Origin of the sequence: Escherichia sp. MOD1-EC5990 (assembly GCF_002965285.1) — a bacterium.
GTDB classification, from domain to species: domain Bacteria; phylum Pseudomonadota; class Gammaproteobacteria; order Enterobacterales; family Enterobacteriaceae; genus Escherichia; species Escherichia coli_F.
Window position 1 is genome coordinate 1 of record NZ_PTRV01000013.1, and the last position, 20742, is coordinate 20742.

Here is a 20742-nt window from a genome sequence, read left to right on the forward strand (position 1 = left end):
CTATTAATATTTTGACGAATGATAAGGTATTCAAGGCAGGGTTAAGACGTAAGATGCGAAAAGCAGCCATGGACAGAAAGTATCTGGCGTCAGTCCTTTCGGAGAGCGGGCTTTCGTAATCTTGCTCTGGGTGTTTATATTAAATTAGCACTCCCCTTAATTATCATAAATACAAAGAGGTGAAAACATGTGGGGGTATTTTTTGTTAAATAACACTATGGTGAATTAATAACATGCTGTCAGTGATACGCATATTTTATCTAACAAAGCTTTAGTAAAATTCCGCGGAGTAAGAAGATTCCGCCAAAGATTCCATATAATATTAAGGTTGTTATGAATAAAGGTAATAGATTACAACAATTAGAAGATATGTGTCGTGATATTATTAAAATTAATATGTGGTATGAACTCCCCGATTATGTATTTTTTTCAATATCTGACACCATCGATGGGACGAATGATGAATTTGCAATAAATGTGTATAAAAATATCGATAAAAGTCTTCTTGAAATATTATTGCATCCATCTGTTTTACTGTCAGTTGTTGAGTCCTTACAAAGTAATACTATAGCTGAGTATATCGTGAAATTGTCTGAAATAGAGATGAATTATGACGACTTGCTAATATCGGATGTTAAATCATGTCTTTTTATCAACTATGGATTCAATAACAGTGAATCGGTTGCGCTATTTAATAAGATTTACCGCGAATTAAAAGATATTGTACAATCATCAAGAGTACATATAGATCATGAGAAAGATATTTTTGATGGCCTTAATCAAATCTTGGCTTTTTCCGATAATAATAAACATGAGTATTTTTTATATATAAAGGCATATTGGCTCAGTTTATACTTTTGTGAAATTTCACAGAACGTGAGAGAAAGAGATAAGTTGTCAATTTATTATAATGAATTTTCTGTCCGATTTCCTAATGTTGTCCTATATCCGTCATGCTACAAATTGTAAGGCTTGGCACCTGAAATTCATTGTTAATTCGAGACGCTTGATTGTCCACTATATCAAAACAGTCATACCTCGGAATTTTCTCACATTAGTCCATACGGTATTCAATTTTCGCAACTGCGCCCTGAAATAAAAAACTGCAAAACTGCTTTTTCTTGACCTGTCCCAATCACGCAAGACTACTTTTAGTAGAGATCTCTAGCCATATCGATTTTAGTGCCGCCCGCGCATTTTATACAAAACAGGGCTTTATCAATGAGGCGATAATACGCAATTACTATGATGTTGGTGAGGATAAATTAATCTTCACTAAAAATATGCAATCGTGAGATAAAATATGCTTTTAACTCATATTGAAACATTGCTTAAGCAACTTGGTTGCTGCATATGATTCTTTAGCCCGCGGTGACTCGCTTGCCGCGGGTAACAAACGTGCCAGCACCTAAATGATGTAGTGTATTGAGTTTATCATCATCAAACTGCCAGCGGCCTTCGACAAATACCCGTGCGTCTGCCGCTGCTGATACTACCTCGCCAAACAGTGTGTCGTATTTTTGTTGCGCAGAAGTCGCAGGTAGCAGGCGACACTCCATCCATGCCAGACATTTTTCCTCGACCAGAGGCAAACCAAGTACCGGGCCTCTCACAACCTGAATGCCATAGCAATTAAATTTATCTTCTTCACGCCCAGATACACTTCCCACTGCCCACGTCCAGTTAGTTGCTGCAACGCCTGGGATAACGATGCCAAACTTACCGTTACGTTCAATCAACTCCCTGGTCCATGTCGATTTATCTACCACAATCGCTATGCGTGGCGGTTCAAACTCCACCGGCATCGACCAGGCTGCAGCCATAATGTTACGCCGCTGGGATTGCTCATCGAAACTGGTGATCAAGACAGTTGGGCCATGATTTAACAGACGGCTGGCATGGTGTAATTCGACGGGGATGAATCGGCTCACGATATCGCCTCGCTATGAAGGGTGTTTTAAAAGCGTAGCTCGTAACGCAATAAGTAACGAAATTAACGGGATTGGCGATTTGCGACGTGATGCATGTCCGCGATCGCACAAAATAGCCGGTGCGGCGTCTATTCCAGGTTATAAATTGAGAAAACCACAAACGGAAACGCCTGATGACGCCCATTCTGAATCATTATTTTGCCCGCATTAACTGGTCGGGAGCTGCTGCGGTCAATATCGATACGCTTCGTGCATTACACCTGAAACACAATTGCACCATTCCGTTTGAAAACCTCGACGTTTTGCTGCCGAGGGAAATACAGCTTGATGATCAATCGCTGGAAGAGAAACTGGTGACAGCCCATCGTGGCGGTTACTGTTTTGAGCAGAATGGCGTGTTTGAGCGGGTGTTACGCGAGCTGGGGTTTAACGTTCGCAGCTTGTTAGGGCGCGTAGTGTTATCAAATCCGCCAGCATTACCGCCGCGCACCCATCGTTTGTTGTTGGTGGAACTGGAAGGGGAAAAATGGATTGCTGATGTCGGTTTCGGTGGACAGACGCTAACCGCGCCGATTCGTTTAGTTCCCGATCTCGTGCAGATCACGCCACACGGAGAGTATCGGTTGTTACAGGAGGGTGATGATTGGGTGTTGCAGTTTAATCATCATCAGCACTGGCAGTCGATGTACCGTTTTGATCTCTGTGAACAACAACAAAGTGATTATGTGATGGGGAATTTCTGGTCGGCGCACTGGCCGCAATCGCATTTTCGCCATCATTTGCTGATGTGCCGCCATTTGCCGGACGGTGGCAAACTGACACTGACCAATTTTCATTTCACCCATTATGAAAATGGACATGCAGTGGAGCAGCGAAATCTACCGGATGTGGCGTCGTTATATGCCGTGATGCAGGAGCAGTTTGGTCTGGGCGTAGATGACGCAAAGCATGGCTTTACTGTGGATGAACTGGCGTTGGTGATGGCGGCGTTTGATACGCATCCGGAGGCGGGGAAATAGTTTGTGCCAGGGGCCGGATGCGGCGTAAACGCCTACAACCGGCCCACATTAGCCCGGTTGTAGGCCTGATAAGCGAAGCGCATCAGGCAACGGTATCAAAAATCAATGGCCCATTCAGCATGGAAAAGAATCACCGCTGTGCCAGAAATGGTGACTTTCTCCGGTTGGTTATCTCGAATTGTCACCGTCACATCAATCACGCCGTCACGCCCCAGTGCGCGCCCCTGATGGCCTTTAACACGCAACACGCTGCCATCGTGGGGTAGTAAGTTGTGATGTACCAACCATGCGCCCATCGGGCCATTGGCATTCCCGGTCACCGGATCTTCCACAATACCAATCGCAGGTGAGAACATGCGACCATCAGTTTCATTTTTGCCAGGGCGGATCTGGAACGGGAAAAAACCATTGCAGCCAATCTGCTTGCTGATTGCGGTCAGCGCAGCAAGGTCAGGCGAAAGAGCGTCGATATCTACTTCTGGTTTCAACGGGATCATCACTTTTGAGTGTCCTGTGGTTGCCACCTGAATTGGCAAGCCTGGCAGAATATCGTCTTCAGTGAGATGAAGCGCGTTGATAATCGCCGCACGTGTTTCACCTTCCAGCGGTGGCTCAAAGCCCGGCGTACCTTGTTCCAGCGAAATACGATAATCATCGTTATGCTTTTCGATAGTCACGCGATGTTTTCCTGCCAGCGACGTTTGCCAGACCGTGCAATTTCCCAAACCTAATACCTTTGCACGTACATAGTGCGCAGCCACCGTTGCGTGACCGCAAATTGGCACTTCAACCGTTGGCGTAAAGTATCGAACGTGTACATCGCTGTCGTCGCTGTGCAGCAGAAAAGCAGTTTCCGAATGACCTAATTCGCGGGCGATAAGCTGCATTTGCGCTTCGCTAAGTTTATCGGCGGGAAAAACAACACCGGCAGAATTGCCGCGAAACGGTTGTGAGGTAAAAGCATCGACGTGGTACACCTGCGGTTTCATTAACGTTCTCCTGTGGCTGGAGAACTATCATAGCCTGCAAGTGGCCGGAGAGCGAAGGGCTATCCGGCCAGGGTGAAAATTATCGCCTCGAACGCACAATCTGATACCGACGAGTAAAGTACTCAAAAGGCGCGCTCCACACATGCACCAGTCGGGTGAACGGAAAGAGCAGGAAGATGGTCATTCCCAATACCAGATGCAGGCGGAAAACGAACGCTACGCCGTTAAGCATTTCTGACGATCCTCCACGGAAAGTGACGATACTTTGCGCCCAACCCACCAGTTTCATCATTTCGCTACCATCAGGATACTGTGCTGAAAACGGTATGGTACTTAGCCCCAACAAACATTGGATCAGCAATATGCTCATGATGATGATATCCGGCGTGGTGGAAGTGGCACGCACGCGCTGATTTGTCAGCCTGCGCCACAGCAGTCCTGCGCCGCCAATCAACGTCAACACGCCGCAAATACCGCCGAGCACCATCGCCATCAGTTGTTTCGCTGCCACTGGTAAAAACCACGCGTACATCCAGTGCGGTGTTAACATGCCGAACAGATGACCGAAGAAGATCCCCAGAATGCCGATATGGAACAGATTCGACCATATCACCATCCCGCGTTTATCGAGCATCTGGCTCGAGGAGGCGCGCCAGGTGTACTGCCCGTAGTCATAGCGCAGCCAGCTGCCAAGGAAAAACACCGTCGCACAAATGTATGGGTAGATATCGTAAAAAAAGACGTTCAGATACTGAATCATTTCCCACCTCCCGCACTGATGTCGACGTACTGCGGCGCGACATCCTGGCTAAAGCGTCGCTGATATTGATTAAGCGGCGAGCTGTCACACGCCGTGGCGTTATCTTCAATAAACTTCACCTGTTCTTCTTCCCACACCGCATCCAGCGCCTCGCGGGTGTCGTCACGCTCTTCACTACGAATTTGTTTTGTGACACTGTCACTTGACAGGGGACTTCCTGCCAGTTGCAAAAGGGCGTCAAATAACGCGTACCACGGTGTCTCGCGTTGTTTTAAGCGTCCGCCAAGCAGGGCGAGGATCGGCGCAACGTTGAGTAATCCTTCTTTTGCCTGATCGTCCGGCAGCACACTTAAGTACTCCAGGTACAGCGGCAGATAATCGGGCAGTTCCCGACAATCCAGTTGCAGACCGACCTTTTCATACTCCGCCAGCAGGTCCACCATTGCCTGGCCTCGATCGCGGGATTCGGCATGAACATGTTCGAACAGCAGCAGCGACGTGGTGCGCCCGCGGTCGAACACTTCACACCATTCGGCCTGTTTATCCAGCAGCGGCGCGTTGAGCAGGTCGAGTGCAAAATCGGTGAGCATCGACGCGTCGCGGCGGATTAATGCCAGTGCGTCGTCCTTACACTCCCACAACAGCTCGTCCGGGTACTCCATCAACAGGCCGATCACTTTGAGGATCTGCATTATTCTCCCTCCGCTTTATCGCGCACTTCGGTAATGTTGATGGCATCGATACGGCTACTGTTGAACAGGTTGAATTTGCTGTCTGAGCCGTGGCAACCGTCGCCAAAGCTGAAGCCGCAGCCGTTGCGTTCTGCGAAGGCATCGCCCGCCATTTCCCGATGACTGGTTGGAATGACAAAACGATCTTCATAGTTGGCGATGGCAAGGTAGCGATACATCTCTTCGACCTGGGCGACGCTCAGGCCTACTTCGTCGATAGCACGGGTATCAGTCACGCCCTCCACCGTTTGTGAACGCATATAGTGGCGCATCGCGATCATCCGTTTTAGCGCCCGGAGCACCGGACCGGTATCGCCCGCACTCAACATATTGGCGAGATATTGCACCGGTATACGTAGGCTTTCGATAGCGGGAAGCACACCTTCGCTTTTTGGCAGGCCGCCCGCATCGGCGTAAGACTGAATTGGTGACAGCGGCGGTACGTACCAGACCATCGGCAGGGTGCGATATTCAGGGTGCAGCGGTAGCGCCAGTTTCCAGTCCATCGCCATTTTGTAGACTGGCGAACGCTGGGCAGCTTCAATTACGTTTTGTGGAATACCTTGTTTCAGGGCTTCTTCGATCACCGAGGGATCGTGCGGATCGAGGAACACTTCGCACTGGCGATCATAGAGATCAACCTCGCGTTCGGTGCTCGCCGCTTCCTCGATGCGGTCGGCGTCGTAAAGCAGCACGCCCAGATACCGGATGCGACCCACGCAGGTTTCTGAGCAAACGGTCGGTTGACCGGACTCAATTCGCGGATAACAGAAGATGCATTTTTCTGACTTACCGCTTTTCCAGTTGAAGTAGATTTTTTTGTACGGACAACCGCTAATGCACAAACGCCAGCCACGGCATTTGTCCTGATCGATGAGCACAATACCGTCTTCTTCGCGTTTGTAGATCGCGCCGCTGGGGCAGGTCGCCACACAGCTGGGGTTGAGGCAGTGTTCGCACAGGCGCGGCAGGTACATCATGAACGTGTTTTCAAACTGACCGTACATCTCCTTTTGCATGGCCTCGAAGTTGCGGTCACGGGCGCGTTTTTCGAATTCGCCGCCCAACAATTCTTCCCAGTTTGGCCCCCAGATCACTTTGTCCATCCGTTTGCCGTCAATCAGTGAACGCGGGCGAGCAGTAGGGATATGTTTGCCTTCCGGTGCGCTATGCAAATGTTCGTAGTCGAAGGTGAAAGGTTCGTAGTAATCATCAATCTGCGGCACCACCGGGTTGGCGAAGATTTTGGTTATTACGCCCATTTTGCTGCCCAGACGCGGGCGTATCTTGCCATTCACATCACGCACCCAGCCGCCTTGCCACTCTTCCTGATCTTCCCAGTTTTTCGGATAACCAATGCCCGGTTTGGTTTCGACGTTGTTAAACCATGCGTACTCCATGCCTTCGCGTCCGGTCCAGACGTTTTTACAGGTCACCGAACAGGTATGGCAGCCGATACATTTATCGAGGTTAAGCACCATGCCGACTTGCGAACGTATTTTCATTTTTTCGCCTCCTGTACCTGATCGCGACCTTCATCATCCAGCCAGTTAACGTTCTTCATCTTGCGGATCATGATGAATTCGTCGCGGTTCGAGCCGACGGTGCCGTAGTAGTTAAAGCCCCAGGCCAGCTGCGCGTAACCGCCAATCATATGCGTTGGTTTCGGACAAACGCGGGTGACCGAGTTATGAATGCCGCCGCGCATGCCGGTTACTTCCGAGCCGGGGATATTCATTATGCGTTCCTGGGCGTGATACATCATGGTCATACCCGGCGGTACACGTTGGCTGACCACCGCGCGGGCAGTCAGCGCGCCGTTGGCGTTAAACACTTCCACCCAGTCGTTATCGACAATGGTCAATTCACGGGCATCGGTTTCGCTGATCCAGACAATCGGTCCACCGCGAGAGAGCGTCAGCATTAGCAGGTTTTCACTGTAGGTTGAGTGAATGCCCCATTTCTGATGCGGCGTCAGGAAGTTAAGTGCTTTTTCCGGGAAGCCGTTTGGCGGTATCTGGCGCATTTCACTGACGCTACGGGTGTCGATAGGCGGGCGATAAGCCACCAGACTTTCACCAAAAGCACGCATCCACGGATGATCCTGATAAAGCTGCTGGCGTCCCGACAGCGTGCGCCACGGAATTAACTCATGAACGTTGGTGTATCCCGCGTTATAGGAGACGTGATCGCTTTCCAGACCGGACCATGTGGGGCTGGAGATAATTTTACGCGGCTGTGCCTGAATATCGTGAAAGCGGATCTTCTCGTCCTCTTTGTGCAGCGCCAGATGGGTATGTTCGCGTCCGGTGATCTCGCCCAGCGCCTGCCACGCTTTGACTGCAACATGACCGTTGGTTTCCGGTGCCAGCGCCAGAATCACTTCTGATGCGTCAATGGCGGTGTCAATCAGCGGTCGCCCCTGTGCCGGGCCATTACGCTTGGTGTAATTGAGTTTGCCGAGGAAATCGATTTCATCCTGGGTATTCCACGAAATCCCTTTACCGCCGTTTCCAAGTTTGTCCATCAATGGCCCGAGCGAGGTAAAGCGATCATAGGTAGCAGGGTAGTCGCGTTCCACCGCTACAATATTGGGCGCGGTTTTACCCGGGATCAGATCGCATTCGCCTTTGCGCCAGTCGAGCACTTCACACGGCTGGGAGAGTTCTGCCGGAGAGTCATGCAGTAGGGGTTGTAATACCACGTCGGTTTCTTTGCCAAGATGCCCTACGCACACTTGCGAAAATGCTTTGGCAATACCTTTGTAGATTTCCCAGTCGCTGCGTGATTCCCACGCCGGATCGACCGCCGCAGAAAGCGGATGAATAAACGGATGCATATCTGAGGTGTTCATATCGTCTTTTTCGTACCAGGTGGCGGTGGGCAGAACGATATCGGAGAACAGGCAGGTACTGGACATACGGAAGTCGAGCGTCACCAGCAGGTCGAGCTTGCCTTCAATCGCCGCAGTTTGCCACTCGACTTCTTCTGGTTTGATCCCGTCGCTGGCACCGAGTTCCTCACCCTGAATCCCACTTTCGGTTCCCAGCAGATACTTCTGCATATACTCGTGACCTTTGCCGGAGGAGCCAAGCAGGTTAGAGCGCCAGACAAACAAGTTACGCGGATGATTGCTACCGCTATCTGGCTGTTCGCAGGCCATACGTAAATCGCCCGATTTCAGCGCCTGAGCGGTAAATTCTGTGGGGGATAATCCGGCCTTGTCGGCTTCAGCTTTAATCCCGAGCGGGTTACGCCCCAGTTGCGGCGCAGAAGGCAGCCAGCCCATACGTTCGGCGCGAACGTTGAAATCAATCAGATGACCGCTGTACTTACTGGCATCGGCGAGCGGTGAAAGTAACTCCTGAGCAGAGACTTTTTCATAGCGCCATTGACTGGAGTGATTGTAGAAAAACGAGGTGCTGTTCATCTGGCGCGGTGGTCGGTTCCAGTCGAGTGCAAAGGCCAGAGGCAGCCAGCCGGTTTGCGGGCGCAGTTTTTCCTGACCGACATAGTGTGCCCAGCCGCCACCGCTTTGCCCGACACAACCGCAGAAGATCAGCATGTTGATCATCCCACGGTAGTTCATGTCCATGTGATACCAATGGTTGACGCCAGCACCGAGGATAATCATCGAGCGCCCATGCGTTTTATGGGCGGTATCGGCAAATTCGCGGGCGATGGTTTCAATATACTGGCGCGGTACGCCGGTAATTTGCTCGCCCCAGGCAGGGGTGTAAGGTTTAATTTCAGCGTAATCTTTCGCGCTGTTTTCATCTTCCAGCCCGCGATCGAGGCCATAATTCGCCAGTACCAAATCATAAACGCTGACGACCGGACAGGTGTTGCCATCGGCTAATGTCAGGTTTTTAACGGGCAATTGGCGCACCAGGACCGGATTGTGTTTTACGCTGCGAAAATGCGGATTTTCAATGCCGCCAAAGTAGGGGAAGGCCACGCCTGCAACGGCATCATGTTGACCGAGCAGAGTTAACGACAATTCGGTTTCCGTACCGGCGGCAATGGATTCCAGATTCCATTTGCCTTTTTCTCCCCAGCGAAAACCAATCGAACCGTTCGGCACCACCAGTTCACCTGCTGTATTAACTGCTACGGTTTTCCACTGCGGATTGTTGCTTTCGCCCAGCCCATCTACCAGGTCAGACGCGCGGATCATGCGCCCGGGAACGTAGCTACCATCGTCGCGAGGTTCCAGCATTACCAGCATCGGCATGTCGCTGTAGCGGCGGCAGTAGTTGATAAAATAGTCGCTGGAATTATCGAGATGGAACTCTTTTAAAATCACATGGCCCATTGCCATCGCCAGGGCGCTATCAGTGCCTTGTTTCGGTGCCAGCCACTGGTCGCACAATTTGGCTACTTCAGAGTAGTCCGGGGTAATGGCGATAGTTTTGGTACCTTTGTAACGTACTTCGGTAAAGAAGTGGGCGTCTGGTGTGCGCGTTTGCGGTACGTTAGAACCCCAGGCGATGATATAGCTGGAGTTATACCAGTCGGCAGATTCTGGCACGTCGGTTTGCTCGCCCCAGGTCATCGGCGAGGCAGGCGGCAGGTCGCAATACCAGTCATAGAAACTTAAACAGGTGCCACCTAACAGCGACAGATAGCGTGTTCCGGCGGCGTAAGAAACCATCGACATCGCCGGAATCGGCGAGAAACCGGCAACGCGATCAGGACCGTAAGTTTTGATGGTCCAGACGTTAGCGGCGGCAATCAACTGGTTTAGCTCCTGCCAGTTGGAGCGGATAAAGCCGCCACGCCCACGCACTTGTTTGTAGCTCAGGCACTTTTGCGGATCGTTCATAATCGATGCCCACGCCAGTACCGGATCGCTGTGTTTCTTGAGGGCTTCGCGCCACAGTTCAATCAGTCGTTTACGAATGAGCGGGTATTTCAGGCGGTTAGCGCTGTAAAGATACCAGGAGTAACTTGCGCCACGCGGGCAGCCGCGAGGTTCATGATTGGGCAGGTCAGGGCGAGTGCGCGGGTAGTCGGTCTGTTGGATTTCCCAGGTCACCAGGCCATTTTTAACGTAGATTTTCCAGCTACAGGAGCCTGTACAGTTAACGCCGTGAGTGGAACGCACGATTTTGTCGAACTGCCAACGCTGGCGATAGCTGTCCTCCCAGTCGCGGTTGCTATGCATCACCTGGCCGTGACCATCGGCAAATGTTTCGCCCTTTTGTTTGAAGTAGCGAAAGCGGTCCAAAAGTTTACTCATAACATAACTCCTGCTCCAGGAATGATTTGGGATCTGATGCCTTATCGGATGCGACACGGTTGTAAGACTGATAAGACGCGTCAGGCATCAATCTCTTATTTTTGGCTGAACTTCCGCCGACCATAAACCAGCCAGGTCAGCAGCACACAAACGATGTAGAAGATCAAAAACACTTTCATCGCACCTACCGGCGAGCCGGTCATATTGAGCGACATGCCAAACGCCTGCGGAATAAAAAAGCCGCCAACTGCGCCAATCGCTGAGATAAAGCCCAATGCTGCCGCCGTTTCGGTGACCGCTTCCCGCTGAGCCTGTTCATCGCTGCCGCCTTTCATCTTGACGCGATAAATCGTTATCTGGCGAAAGATGACGGCGATCATCTGGAAAGTAGAACCACTTCCCAGACCCGCGGTCAGAAACAGCCCCATAAAGACGGCGTAAAATGCGATGAAATTACCAGAGCCTGTGCCCGGTAAGGTAAGGAACAGCAGGGCGCTGAAAATCGCCATAAAAATGAAGTTGATCAACGTCACCCGCACGCCGCCAAATTTATCGGAAATAGCACCACCAACCGACCGCGCGATGGCACCGATAAATGGGCCAAAGAACGCCAGACGCAGAATATTCACATCCGGGAACTGGGTTTTCGCCAGCATGGCAAAACCCGCAGAAAAACCGATAAACGAACCGAAGGTGGCGAGATAGAGAAGACTGAGCAGCCAGAGATGCAGACGTTGTAATACAGGCAATTGATCGGCTATTGACGCGCGTGAACTGGCGATATCATTCATCCCTAACCAGGCGGCAATAGTGGCAATCGCCAGTAATGGCACCCAAATCCATGCGGCATTCGCCAGCGACATTACCGAACCGTCGGCCTGTGGTACGCCATTGACGCCGAGAAAGGCAAATACGGGGATAAAAATCACCAGCGGCGCAACCAGCTGCATCACACTTACACCTAAGTTTCCTAATCCGCCATTAATCCCAAGTGCGCTCCCTTGTTTGGCTTTTGGGAAGAAGAAACTGATATTGCCCATGCTCGAAGCAAAGTTCGCACCTGCAAAACCGCATAGCAAAGCGATAACGATAAATATCCCAAAAGGAGTATTCGTATTCTGCACGGCAATTCCGAGCCAGACGCAAGGAATAATCAGGATTGCAGTACTAAAAACCGTCCATCGGCGTCCACCAAATATAGGCACCATAAAGGAGTAGGGGACACGCAATAATGCGCCAGAAACGGAGGGTAATGCGGTTAATAAAAAGAGTTGATCGGTAGTGAAATTAAAACCGATTTTATTGAGATTAACAGTAACTGCGCTAAATAGCATCCAGACACAGAAGGCAAGAAGTAGACAACTGACTGATATCCAGAGGTTTCTTCGTGCAATATGCTTTCCTTTATTTTCCCAGAAGGCCGGGTTTTCTGGTTTCCAGTCGCGCAAAAGATAACGACTATTTTTCTCATTTTGCAGTGCCATATTGTTCCTCACATGTACACATTGGTAATGAAAAAAAGACAAAACAGGAGGTAAGGCGCAATAGCCAGTTATTAGAATTAAGGATGAATTAGGTGAAGTGCTGATTGAAAGAATAGATAAGAAAGCGTAACCGCGGGGGCAGAATGGGGATTAAGCAGACAGATATGTGTTACTAAATGTAACTAACAGGCTAACCTTCAAACGGGGGTTAATCTTTGAACGTATGCCATGTTTCAACCCTTCAGATCGTGAATCTAAAGGGTTGCATATTAACTATATTCTTAATAAGACCAGACACTTATAGAATTAGTGATGATTTATTCACTAAAAAGGCCATGAGCTGGAGGAAAACGATCTGTCCAGAAAGTCTATCGGTTCCTCTCTTATCGCCTCATTGCAATAATCGTTATTACAGTAAGTATTGTTTATTTCATCTAAGGTCATATTTTGAATTTTTATATTCATCTGATTTACAACTTCTTCTGTTTTATAAGTGTGTATATTATATGGGGTGTATGCTTCTTTAAAAGTATAGTGAAACAATTCGTTATCCACATCTACTCCGTCAGAGTGAACTTCAAATGCACCAGGCGAAAGAATTGCCAGGCCAGTATTAAGCTTAAGTGCTGGGGAAAACAAATTAAATAACATGAGCTGCATAGTAGGGCAATTGTTCTTCCCAGAAACATTTAAAAAATTTAAGTTTTTGCTCTGTTTTATTATGGGGAATAAAGTTCCAATATCGAATGTATTCTTAGTGTCAATGCGGGTTATTTTATTATTGTCCAGCCTTAAACTTTTGATAGATGAAAGATAAGTCAGGAAATGAAGGTTTATTTTTTTCAACTGATTGTTCGCAGCGTTTAATGTCTGTACATTGCAGAAGTTGCTAAAGAATATTTTAATTTCAGAAAGCAAGTTGTTGTTGATAAGTAACGTATTCAAGTTGGGAAATAAGGCATTATGTAAACTTGTTAGTTTATTATGGGATAGATCCAGAAGTAAGAGTTCATCTTTATTTCCTGCAGCAATATCAGTTAATTGATTGTGGCTGAGATTCAGGTACTGCAGCCTTTCGCAACATTCTAATTGCACAAACTCTAGTTGATTATGTGCCGCACTAAAATAAGTAACTGATGAAAGCCCATCTATATCAATATTTCTGAGAGCATTATTATTCACAGATATATGTTTAATGCTTACATTTCTGCCTTGAGGAAAATTTATAGACTCAAGAGCATTACTATTCAGACTAAGGTTAATGAGTTTATCGTAGTTGGTTGCATCAAAATGTTTGAGTTGGTTCTCATCAAGATTGATAGAGGTGAAGTTTTGCAGCCCTGGTGGTTGAGTAGTTAAATTAAGTCCAGATAAATCAATGTCATTCTGCTTCGACAAAAAAGCACGGTTTATCCTTTCTGCCGCTTCTTTTCGGCATTCTTGACGATGAAGTTCACCTGTGACTATGCATTTTTCTTTCCATTTATTCAATTCATGCATCCAGCTATATAAATTCTGTTCGGGGAGTCGCTGTAGGGACTGCTTTGTTTTAAAAAAGATTAAAGGAAACTTCATAACTACTCCATGGCAATAATATATTTTTTGATTTATTATCCTTGATTAATCAGGATGTTTTTTATAACTCTGTGGTAAAGGATTGGCTTAACAAATTATGAAATGTTGGTCCATAACCTAAGGAAGTTTTATTCTCATCATAAATGTAATAACAGATAGGGGTGCCTGTTGCGTCCTTGAGTTCTGAGGATGAGGATGAGGATAGGGGAGTGTCGTTATCAAACCGACACGCGCGATACATAGGCAGAATAGCTTTTAATTCTTCTTCAGAAAGTGTTGTTTCTTGTTCTGTTAAAGTTAAATTGCTGAAATAAGGTTTTGAACGGTAACGAATCGACATTGAATCATTGTTTTCTTTATTATCACCTTCAGTATTTTTGCTTACCTCTACAAGATGCTTATTACTGGTATCGATATTTTTAATTGCTAGATCATAAGATATCTTAATGGTCACTTCATTAATATGATCAACTAAATCCATTATTGCATTCCAGTACTGCATTTGTGCAATAGGATCATTGTTAATACCGTTAACTGATAAATACCAAAGATGTTTTGATGATATTAACTCATTAATGTTATCTGTTGGCAATAAATTGTTGTTACTTAAGTCTAAATATTCAAGTATCGCAGTGCTTTTAGCGTTTAAATTTGCAATATGGTTGTCGTTTAAAGCGATTTTTTTCACCATGGGGTGATAGTGTAATTTAAGATCATTGATCATATTGTGACAAGCACTTAACTCAATCAGAGATTCTTGTTGAGAAACATCCAGCGATGTTAGCTGGTTATTATCAAGGTTAAGAAATTTCAGTTTATAACTGTCAGAAATATTAATTTCTTTTAGATTATTATTTTGCGCTTCCAGATTAACCAATGAATGCTGATTTTTTAAATCTAAACTTTCCAGCTTGTTGCAATCGATATAAATATTTTCCAGTTTTGATTCATTTGGAAAGGTTATCGTTTCAATATTATTCAAGGTGAGGTTGATATTGATAAGACTAGCATTGTCGGTAAAGTCAAGGAAAGTTAGACAATTCCCCTCCAAATTCAATGTTTTAACTGTAGGGGGGATAGGCGGTAACTCACTCAAATCAAGATATGACAAATTAAGAGATTCCATGTTTGAGTTGTAAGCTTCATTAATTCGCTCTAGAATAGTTCTTTTTTCTACGCCATTATTAAGCGATTTCTCACCCCATTGTGCCAGTTGTTCAAAAAAATTGCTGGCGATGGTTTCTCTGTTAGGTAATGCGTTATTCACTTGATAACTGGCATTATTTTTTACACAAGCTGTATTAATATTGGTCATAATCACTCATCAATAAATATTATACTAAGATGTCCCCGGAGGGTATGGAAGAATATTAATTGAGGTGAATGACCAGAAATATCAAAAATTGCTCATTTTTACTTAAGGAGTCATACAGCAGCACTTAAATCAAAAACCAGCCCAGAGAAGGGCTGGTCAGGAGAGGATGTTAGAACTGATAGGTAATGCCCGTTGCGACGATGTTATCGGTGCGAATATCTACGGCACGGGTAAAGTCGCTTTCATCGATCAGGTTGATTTTATAATCAACATAGGTCGACATATTTTTGTTGAAGAAATACGTTGCACCAACGTCGATATACTCAATCATGTCCTGATCGCCGTAACGCCCCAGATCTCTGCCTTTTGATTTCAGGTAAGCGAGTGATGGGCGCAAGCCGAAGTCGAATTGATATTGGGCCACCACTTCGAAACTTTGTGCTTTGTTAGAGATATAACCATCACCATAGGTGGTCATGTTTAATGTTTCAGCGTAATTAGCTGCAAAGTAAATGTTGTTGGCATCATATTTTATACCTGTTGCCCACAGTTCTGCATTCTTACCGGAGGCATTGAGAGGATTAGCCGCTGCTCTTTCCTGCGCATTTGTCCGATCAGATTTGGTATACACAGCACCGATCCCAAAGCCATCATAAACATAAGTTGAGGAGATACCGAAACCGTCACCATTGGCACGCGTATAGTCAGCACCATAAAGATGAGCGTTGTCAGTGCGTTCATTTTTGCCTTGATATTGTGCGGCAAAGTTCAGCCCTTCAATTAAGCCAAAGAAATCGTAGTTGCGATAGGTTGCCACACCAGTGGTACGATATGTCATGAAGACATCTTTCTGGCTCCAGGTATCGCCACCAAATTCTGGCAACATATCGGTCCATGAACCAATGTCATAACCGACACCGTAGTTACGACCATAGTCCAGAGAGCCAAATTCACTAATTTTTAAACCTGCATAGGCAAGGCGGGTTTTGTTGCCGCGCGAGCCGTTGGCTTCATCGTTATAGCCTTTAAAATCATATTCCCAGTGACCAAAACCAATCATTTGATCATTGATTTGCGTTTCTCCTTTAAAACCGAGACGGGCATAAGTTTTATCACCATCGTCACGCTTATCATCAGTAAAATAACGTAGAGCGGTAACCTTGCCATAAAGGTCGAGTTTATTACCATCCTTGTTATATACTTCGGCAGCATGTGCTACGTTCGCAGCTAACAAACCAGTTACAACCACCGCAACTATTTTTAATTTCATTTAACAGTATCCTTTTAATTATCGTTAAACCTATTTTCTAAACGAATTTTAAACGGCGTCATTTACAAATGACATACTGTTTTTAAAATAGAATGGTGATTAAAAACAATGAGAATACTAGATGAAATAATATTATTTGTCGATATGTGATCGAAGTCGAAATGAGATATAAGGTGAATTACTGGTATTTGAAATTTATTTTTTATTATTGTCGTAATTTAGCGGGTTAACTGCCGGGTGCTATGACCCGACAATAATTTTATCCACGACGTGTCGCCAGCCAGCAGAGCAGGGAACCGCCGCAGACCATCAGTGCGCCTTGCCAGAATGAGAACGATAGCGGAGCACTAAGCAGTACCGCAGCAAGCGCCGACGAAAGTACGGGCGTAAAATACGAACCTACTGCCATAATGGTGACGTTGCCATGTAAAATGCCAACGTTCCACGCAGCGTAAGCAAATCCTAAGGTAAATGCCGCAGAGATGAGTTTAATCATGACGGGTGTGCTAAATACCATTTCTGGTTGTGGCGTGAGAAAATAGTAAACCCACAGACTTGCTCCCGTTAGCAGGACAAAAACGGTTATTCCATTAAATCCGCGTGCGTATTTATTCGTTACTGTACAATAGGCTGCCCAGATAAAAGCGCCAATGAACGCCAGGAAATAACTCAATGGACTGGTGGTAATATTATTGATGATTTCATCATAGTGTAACCCATTGTCACCGCCTAACACCCAGCAGACACCGACCAGGGCTAATAATAATCCAGGTACAATCAGCCAGTTGGTTTTCTGACCATTAAACAGAATGGCAAAGAGAATTGTCAGGCTGGGCCATAGATAGTTCACCATACCCACTTCAATTGCCTGATGACGGGTCGCTGCATAACCTAAGGAAAGTGCCAGACAGATTTCATAGCTGACGAATAACAGACTCCCGGCGAGTAAATAGCCTTTCGGGATCTGCCGAATACGCGGAAATCCAACCGTGAAGATTAACAGCAGCCCGCTTAATGAATAGATAGCAGCTGCGCCGCCGACCGGACCGAGCCCCTCACTGACACCGCGAATCAATCCTACCATCGTGCTCCACAGGACGATCGCTATTAGCCCTATGAGCGTTGCTTTTTGTCGTGTCATGCTCGCTGTTTTGTCTCTCTTGCCGTTAAAAATTAAGCTGAATTTTATAGCATTTTTTTAACTGGCCTGTCAGGCAGTGGTGCGTTTTTCTACCGCTATTGAGGTAGGTCAATTTGCGCAGGCGGATTATTTTGTGGCAAACAGCTGTTCTTTTTGATTTCGCGCAAAAAGATTCAGAATTTTACTGTTAGTTTCCTCGCGCAGTAATACCCCTGAAAAAAGAGGAAAGCAATGGACGTCAGTCGCAGACAATTTTTTAAAATCTGCGCGGGCGGTATGGCGGGAACAACAGTCGCGGCATTGGGTTTTGCCCCGAAGCAAGCACTGGCTCAGGCGCGAAACTACAAATTATTACGCGCGAAAGAGATCCGTAACACTTGTACATACTGTTCCGTAGGTTGCGGGCTATTGATGTATAGCCTGGGTGATGGCGCGAAAAATGCCAGAGAAGCGATTTATCACATTGAAGGTGACCCGGATCATCCGGTAAGCCGTGGTGCGCTGTGCCCGAAAGGGGCCGGATTGCTGGATTACGTCAACAGCGAAAACCGTCTGCGCTACCCGGAATATCGTGCGCCAGGTTCTGATAAATGGCAGCGCATTAGCTGGGAAGAAGCATTCTCCCGCATTGCGAAGCTGATGAAGGCAGACCGTGACGCTAACTTTATTGAAAAGAACGAGCAGGGCGTAACGGTAAACCGTTGGCTTTCTACCGGTATGCTGTGTGCTTCCGGTGCCAGCAACGAAACCGGGATGCTGACTCAAAAATTTGCCCGCTCCCTCGGGATGCTGGCGGTAGACAACCAGGCGCGCGTCTGACACGGACCAACGGTAGCAAGTCTTGCTCCAACATTTGGTCGCGGTGCGATGACCAACCACTGGGTGGATATCAAAAACGCTAACGTCGTAATGGTGATGGGCGGTAACGCTGCTGAAGCGCATCCCGTCGGTTTCCGCTGGGCGATGGAAGCGAAAAACAATAACGATGCAACCTTGATCGTTGTCGATCCCCGTTTTACGCGTACCGCTTCTGTGGCGGATATCTACGCACCTATTCGTTCCGGTACGGACATTACGTTCCTGTCTGGCGTTTTGCGCTACCTGATCGAAAACAACAAGATCAACGCCGAATACGTTAAGCATTACACCAACGCCAGCCTGCTGGTGCGTGATGATTTTGTGTTCGAAGACGGTCTGTTCAGCGGTTACGACGCTGAAAAACGTCAGTACGATAAGTCGTCCTGGAACTATCAGTTCGATGAAAACGGCTATGCGAAACGCGATGAAACACTGACTCATCCGCGCTGTGTGTGGAACTTGCTGAAAGCGCACGTTTCCCGTTACACGCCGGACGTAGTAGAAAACATCTGCGGTACGCCAAAAGCTGACTTCCTGAAAGTGTGTGAAGTGCTGGCCTCCACCAGCGCGCCGGATCGCACAACCACCTTCCTGTACGCGCTGGGCTGGACCCAACACACCGTGGGTGCGCAGAACATCCGTACTATGGCGATGATCCAGTTGCTGCTCGGTAACATGGGTATGGCTGGTGGCGGCGTGAACGCATTGCGTGGTCACTCTAACATTCAGGGCCTGACCGACTTAGGCCTGCTCTCTACCAGCCTGCCGGGTTATCTGACGCTGCCGTCAGAAAAACAGGTTGATTTGCAGTCGTATCTGGAAGCGAACACGCCGAAAGCGACGCTGGCTGATCAGGTGAACTACTGGAGCAACTATCCGAAGTTCTTCGTTAGCCTGATGAAATCTTTCTACGGCGATGCCGCACAGAAAGAGAATAACTGGGGCTACGACTGGCTGCCGAAGTGGGACCAGACCTACGACGTCATCAAGTATTTCAACATGATGGATGAAGGCAAAGTCACCGGTTATTTCTGCCAGGGCTTTAACCCGGTTGCGTCCTTCCCGGACAAAAACAAAGTGGTGAGCTGCCTGAGCAAGCTGAAGTACATGGTGGTTATCGATCCGCTGGTGACTGAAACCTCTACTTTCTGGCAGAACCACGGCGAGTCGAACGATGTCGATCCGGCATCTATTCAGACAGAGGTATTCCGTCTGCCTTCGACCTGCTTTGCTGAAGAAGATGGTTCTATCGCTAACTCCGGTCGCTGGTTGCAGTGGCACTGGAAAGGTCAGGATGCGCCGGGCGAAGCGCGTAACGACGGCGAAATTTTGGCGGGTATCTACCATCATCTTCGCGAGTTGTACAAAGCCGAAGGTGGTAAAGGTGTAGAACCGCTGATGAAGATGAGCTGGAACTACAAGCAGCCGCACGAGCCGCAGTCTGACGAAGTGGCAAAAGAGAACAACGGCTATGCGCTGGAAGATCTCTATGACGCCAATGGCGTACTGATTGCGAAGAAAGGTCAGTTACTGAGTAGCTTTGCGCATCTGCGTGATGACGGTACAACCGCATCGTCTTGCTGGATCTACACCGGTAGCTGGACAGAGCAGGGCAACCAGATGGCCAACCGCGATAACTCCGACCCGTCCGGTCTGGGGAATACGCTGGGATGGGCCTGGGCGTGGCCGCTCAACCGTCGCGTGCTGTACAACCGTGCTTCGGCGGATATTAACGGTAAACCTTGGGATCCGAAACGGATGCTGATCCAGTGGAACGGCAGCAAGTGGACGGGTAACGATATTCCGGACTTCGGCAATGCCGCACCGGGTACGCCAACCGGGCCGTTTATCATGCAGCCGGAAGGGATGGGACGCCTGTTTGCCATCAACAAAATGGCGGAAGGTCCGTTCCCGGAACACTACGAGCCAATTGAAACGCCGCTGGGCACTAACCCGCTGCATCCGAACGTGGTGTCTAACCCGGTGGTTCGTCTGTATGAACAAGACGCGCTGCGGATGGGTAAAAAAGAGCAGTTCCCGTATGTGGGTACGACCTACCGTCTGACCGAGCACTTCCACACCTGGACCAAGCACGCGTTGCTCAACGCAATTGCTCAGCCGGAACAGTTTGTGGAAATCAGCGAAACGCTGGCGGCGGCGAAAGGCATTGCCAATGGCGATCGTGTCACTGTCTCCAGCAAGCGTGGCTTTATCCGCGCGGTGGCTGTGGTAACGCGCCGTCTGAAACCACTGAATGTAAACGGTCAGCAGGTTGAAACGGTGGGTATTCCAATCCACTGGGGCTTTGAGGGTGTCGCGCGTAAAGGTTATATCGCTAACACTCTGACGCCGAATGTCGGTGATGCAAACTCGCAAACGCCGGAATATAAAGCGTTCTTAGTCAACATCGAGAAGGCGTAAGGGGGC

General features: G+C 47.9%; 14 protein-coding genes and 1 pseudogene. 4 read left to right on the forward strand and 11 right to left on the reverse strand.

Translation table 11 applies throughout. The features are described from left to right. Together BEB42_RS15810 and BEB42_RS15815 are read left to right on the forward strand one after the other, a co-directional pair. Window positions 1-119 (forward strand): annotated as a pseudogene (locus BEB42_RS15810) (ISAs1 family transposase); the annotation flags it as partial. 214 nt (window positions 120-333) lie between these two features. Next, entirely contained in the window at window positions 334-969 is a 636-nt protein-coding gene (locus tag BEB42_RS15815; RefSeq protein WP_001032571.1) for a hypothetical protein, read from the forward strand. 392 nt (window positions 970-1361) lie between these two features. Here BEB42_RS15815 and BEB42_RS15825 read toward each other — a convergent pair whose 3' ends face one another. Beyond that, entirely contained in the window at window positions 1362-1931 is a 570-nt protein-coding gene (locus BEB42_RS15825; protein ID WP_105267445.1) for a flavin reductase family protein, read from the reverse strand. Window positions 1932-2104: 173 nt separating this feature from the next. Between BEB42_RS15825 and nhoA the strand changes: the two genes are divergently transcribed. Next, window positions 2105-2950 (forward strand): N-hydroxyarylamine O-acetyltransferase, encoded by an 846-nt coding sequence (gene nhoA / locus BEB42_RS15835; protein WP_000187913.1) that lies wholly within the window; start codon window positions 2105-2107, stop codon window positions 2948-2950. 95 nt (window positions 2951-3045) lie between these two features. Here nhoA and BEB42_RS15840 read toward each other — a convergent pair whose 3' ends face one another. From BEB42_RS15840 to yddG, 10 genes are all read right to left on the reverse strand, one after another. Further along, the gene (locus BEB42_RS15840) at window positions 3046-3939 is read right to left on the reverse strand and encodes a PhzF family isomerase (protein ID WP_000804362.1); all 894 of its coding nucleotides are present in this window, start codon (window positions 3937-3939) and stop codon (window positions 3046-3048) included. A gap of 79 nt (window positions 3940-4018) precedes the next feature. Continuing rightward, window positions 4019-4699 carry a respiratory nitrate reductase subunit gamma gene (gene narI / locus BEB42_RS15845; RefSeq protein ID WP_000617115.1) on the reverse strand — a complete coding sequence of 227 codons (681 nt, stop codon included), beginning with the start codon at window positions 4697-4699 and terminating at the stop codon, window positions 4019-4021. Beyond that, window positions 4696-5391 carry a nitrate reductase molybdenum cofactor assembly chaperone gene (gene narW / locus BEB42_RS15850; RefSeq protein ID WP_001166337.1) on the reverse strand — a complete coding sequence of 232 codons (696 nt, stop codon included), beginning with the start codon at window positions 5389-5391 and terminating at the stop codon, window positions 4696-4698. The genes narI and narW overlap by 4 nt, the downstream gene beginning before the upstream one ends. Next, complete coding sequence (gene narH, locus BEB42_RS15855) at window positions 5391-6935, reverse strand: nitrate reductase subunit beta (protein WP_000702549.1); 1545 nt, start codon at window positions 6933-6935, stop codon at window positions 5391-5393. Before narH ends, narW begins: the two co-directional genes overlap by 1 nt. Then, the gene (gene narZ / locus BEB42_RS15860; protein ID WP_000040418.1) at window positions 6932-10672 is read right to left on the reverse strand and encodes a nitrate reductase Z subunit alpha; all 3741 of its coding nucleotides are present in this window, start codon (window positions 10670-10672) and stop codon (window positions 6932-6934) included. The genes narH and narZ overlap by 4 nt, the downstream gene beginning before the upstream one ends. Before the next feature lie 95 nt (window positions 10673-10767). Continuing rightward, window positions 10768-12156: a nitrate/nitrite transporter NarU gene (gene narU, locus BEB42_RS15865; RefSeq protein WP_001207920.1), complete on the reverse strand. Its 1389-nt coding sequence runs from the start codon at window positions 12154-12156 to the stop codon at window positions 10768-10770. 324 nt (window positions 12157-12480) lie between these two features. Then, window positions 12481-13731 (reverse strand): leucine-rich repeat domain-containing protein, encoded by a 1251-nt coding sequence (locus BEB42_RS15870; protein WP_000671669.1) that lies wholly within the window; start codon window positions 13729-13731, stop codon window positions 12481-12483. Between the two features lie 61 nt (window positions 13732-13792). Next, complete coding sequence (locus BEB42_RS26280) at window positions 13793-15046, reverse strand: hypothetical protein (protein WP_000181871.1); 1254 nt, start codon at window positions 15044-15046, stop codon at window positions 13793-13795. A gap of 169 nt (window positions 15047-15215) precedes the next feature. Continuing rightward, on the reverse strand, window positions 15216-16316 hold the full coding sequence (gene ompC / locus BEB42_RS15885; RefSeq protein WP_000768391.1) for a porin OmpC: 1101 nt from the start codon (window positions 16314-16316) through the stop codon (window positions 15216-15218). A gap of 259 nt (window positions 16317-16575) precedes the next feature. Beyond that, entirely contained in the window at window positions 16576-17457 is an 882-nt protein-coding gene (gene yddG / locus BEB42_RS15890) for an aromatic amino acid efflux DMT transporter YddG (protein ID WP_000198214.1), read from the reverse strand. A gap of 231 nt (window positions 17458-17688) precedes the next feature. On the opposite strand from yddG, the gene fdnG reads away from it, so the two are divergent. Next, window positions 17689-20736: a formate dehydrogenase-N subunit alpha gene (gene fdnG / locus BEB42_RS15900; RefSeq protein ID WP_077627096.1), complete on the forward strand. Its 3048-nt coding sequence runs from the start codon at window positions 17689-17691 to the stop codon at window positions 20734-20736. Window positions 20737-20742: the final 6 nt, after the last annotated feature.

Excerpts from the sequence above, each read along its gene's own strand:
- BEB42_RS15815 (WP_001032571.1), top strand. The coding sequence starts at position 334 with ATGAATAAAGGTAATAGATTACAACAATTAGAAGATATGTGTCGTGAT.
- nhoA (WP_000187913.1), top strand. The coding sequence starts at position 2,105 with ATGACGCCCATTCTGAATCATTATTTTGCCCGCATTAACTGGTCGGGA.
- BEB42_RS15840 (WP_000804362.1), bottom strand. The coding sequence starts at position 3,939 with ATGAAACCGCAGGTGTACCACGTCGATGCTTTTACCTCACAACCGTTT.
- narI (WP_000617115.1), bottom strand. The coding sequence starts at position 4,699 with ATGATTCAGTATCTGAACGTCTTTTTTTACGATATCTACCCATACATT.
- narW (WP_001166337.1), bottom strand. The coding sequence starts at position 5,391 with ATGCAGATCCTCAAAGTGATCGGCCTGTTGATGGAGTACCCGGACGAG.
- narH (WP_000702549.1), bottom strand. The coding sequence starts at position 6,935 with ATGAAAATACGTTCGCAAGTCGGCATGGTGCTTAACCTCGATAAATGT.
- narZ (WP_000040418.1), bottom strand. The coding sequence starts at position 10,672 with ATGAGTAAACTTTTGGACCGCTTTCGCTACTTCAAACAAAAGGGCGAA.
- narU (WP_001207920.1), bottom strand. The coding sequence starts at position 12,156 with ATGGCACTGCAAAATGAGAAAAATAGTCGTTATCTTTTGCGCGACTGG.
- BEB42_RS15870 (WP_000671669.1), bottom strand. The coding sequence starts at position 13,731 with ATGAAGTTTCCTTTAATCTTTTTTAAAACAAAGCAGTCCCTACAGCGA.
- BEB42_RS26280 (WP_000181871.1), bottom strand. The coding sequence starts at position 15,046 with ATGACCAATATTAATACAGCTTGTGTAAAAAATAATGCCAGTTATCAA.
- ompC (WP_000768391.1), bottom strand. The coding sequence starts at position 16,316 with ATGAAATTAAAAATAGTTGCGGTGGTTGTAACTGGTTTGTTAGCTGCG.
- yddG (WP_000198214.1), bottom strand. The coding sequence starts at position 17,457 with ATGACACGACAAAAAGCAACGCTCATAGGGCTAATAGCGATCGTCCTG.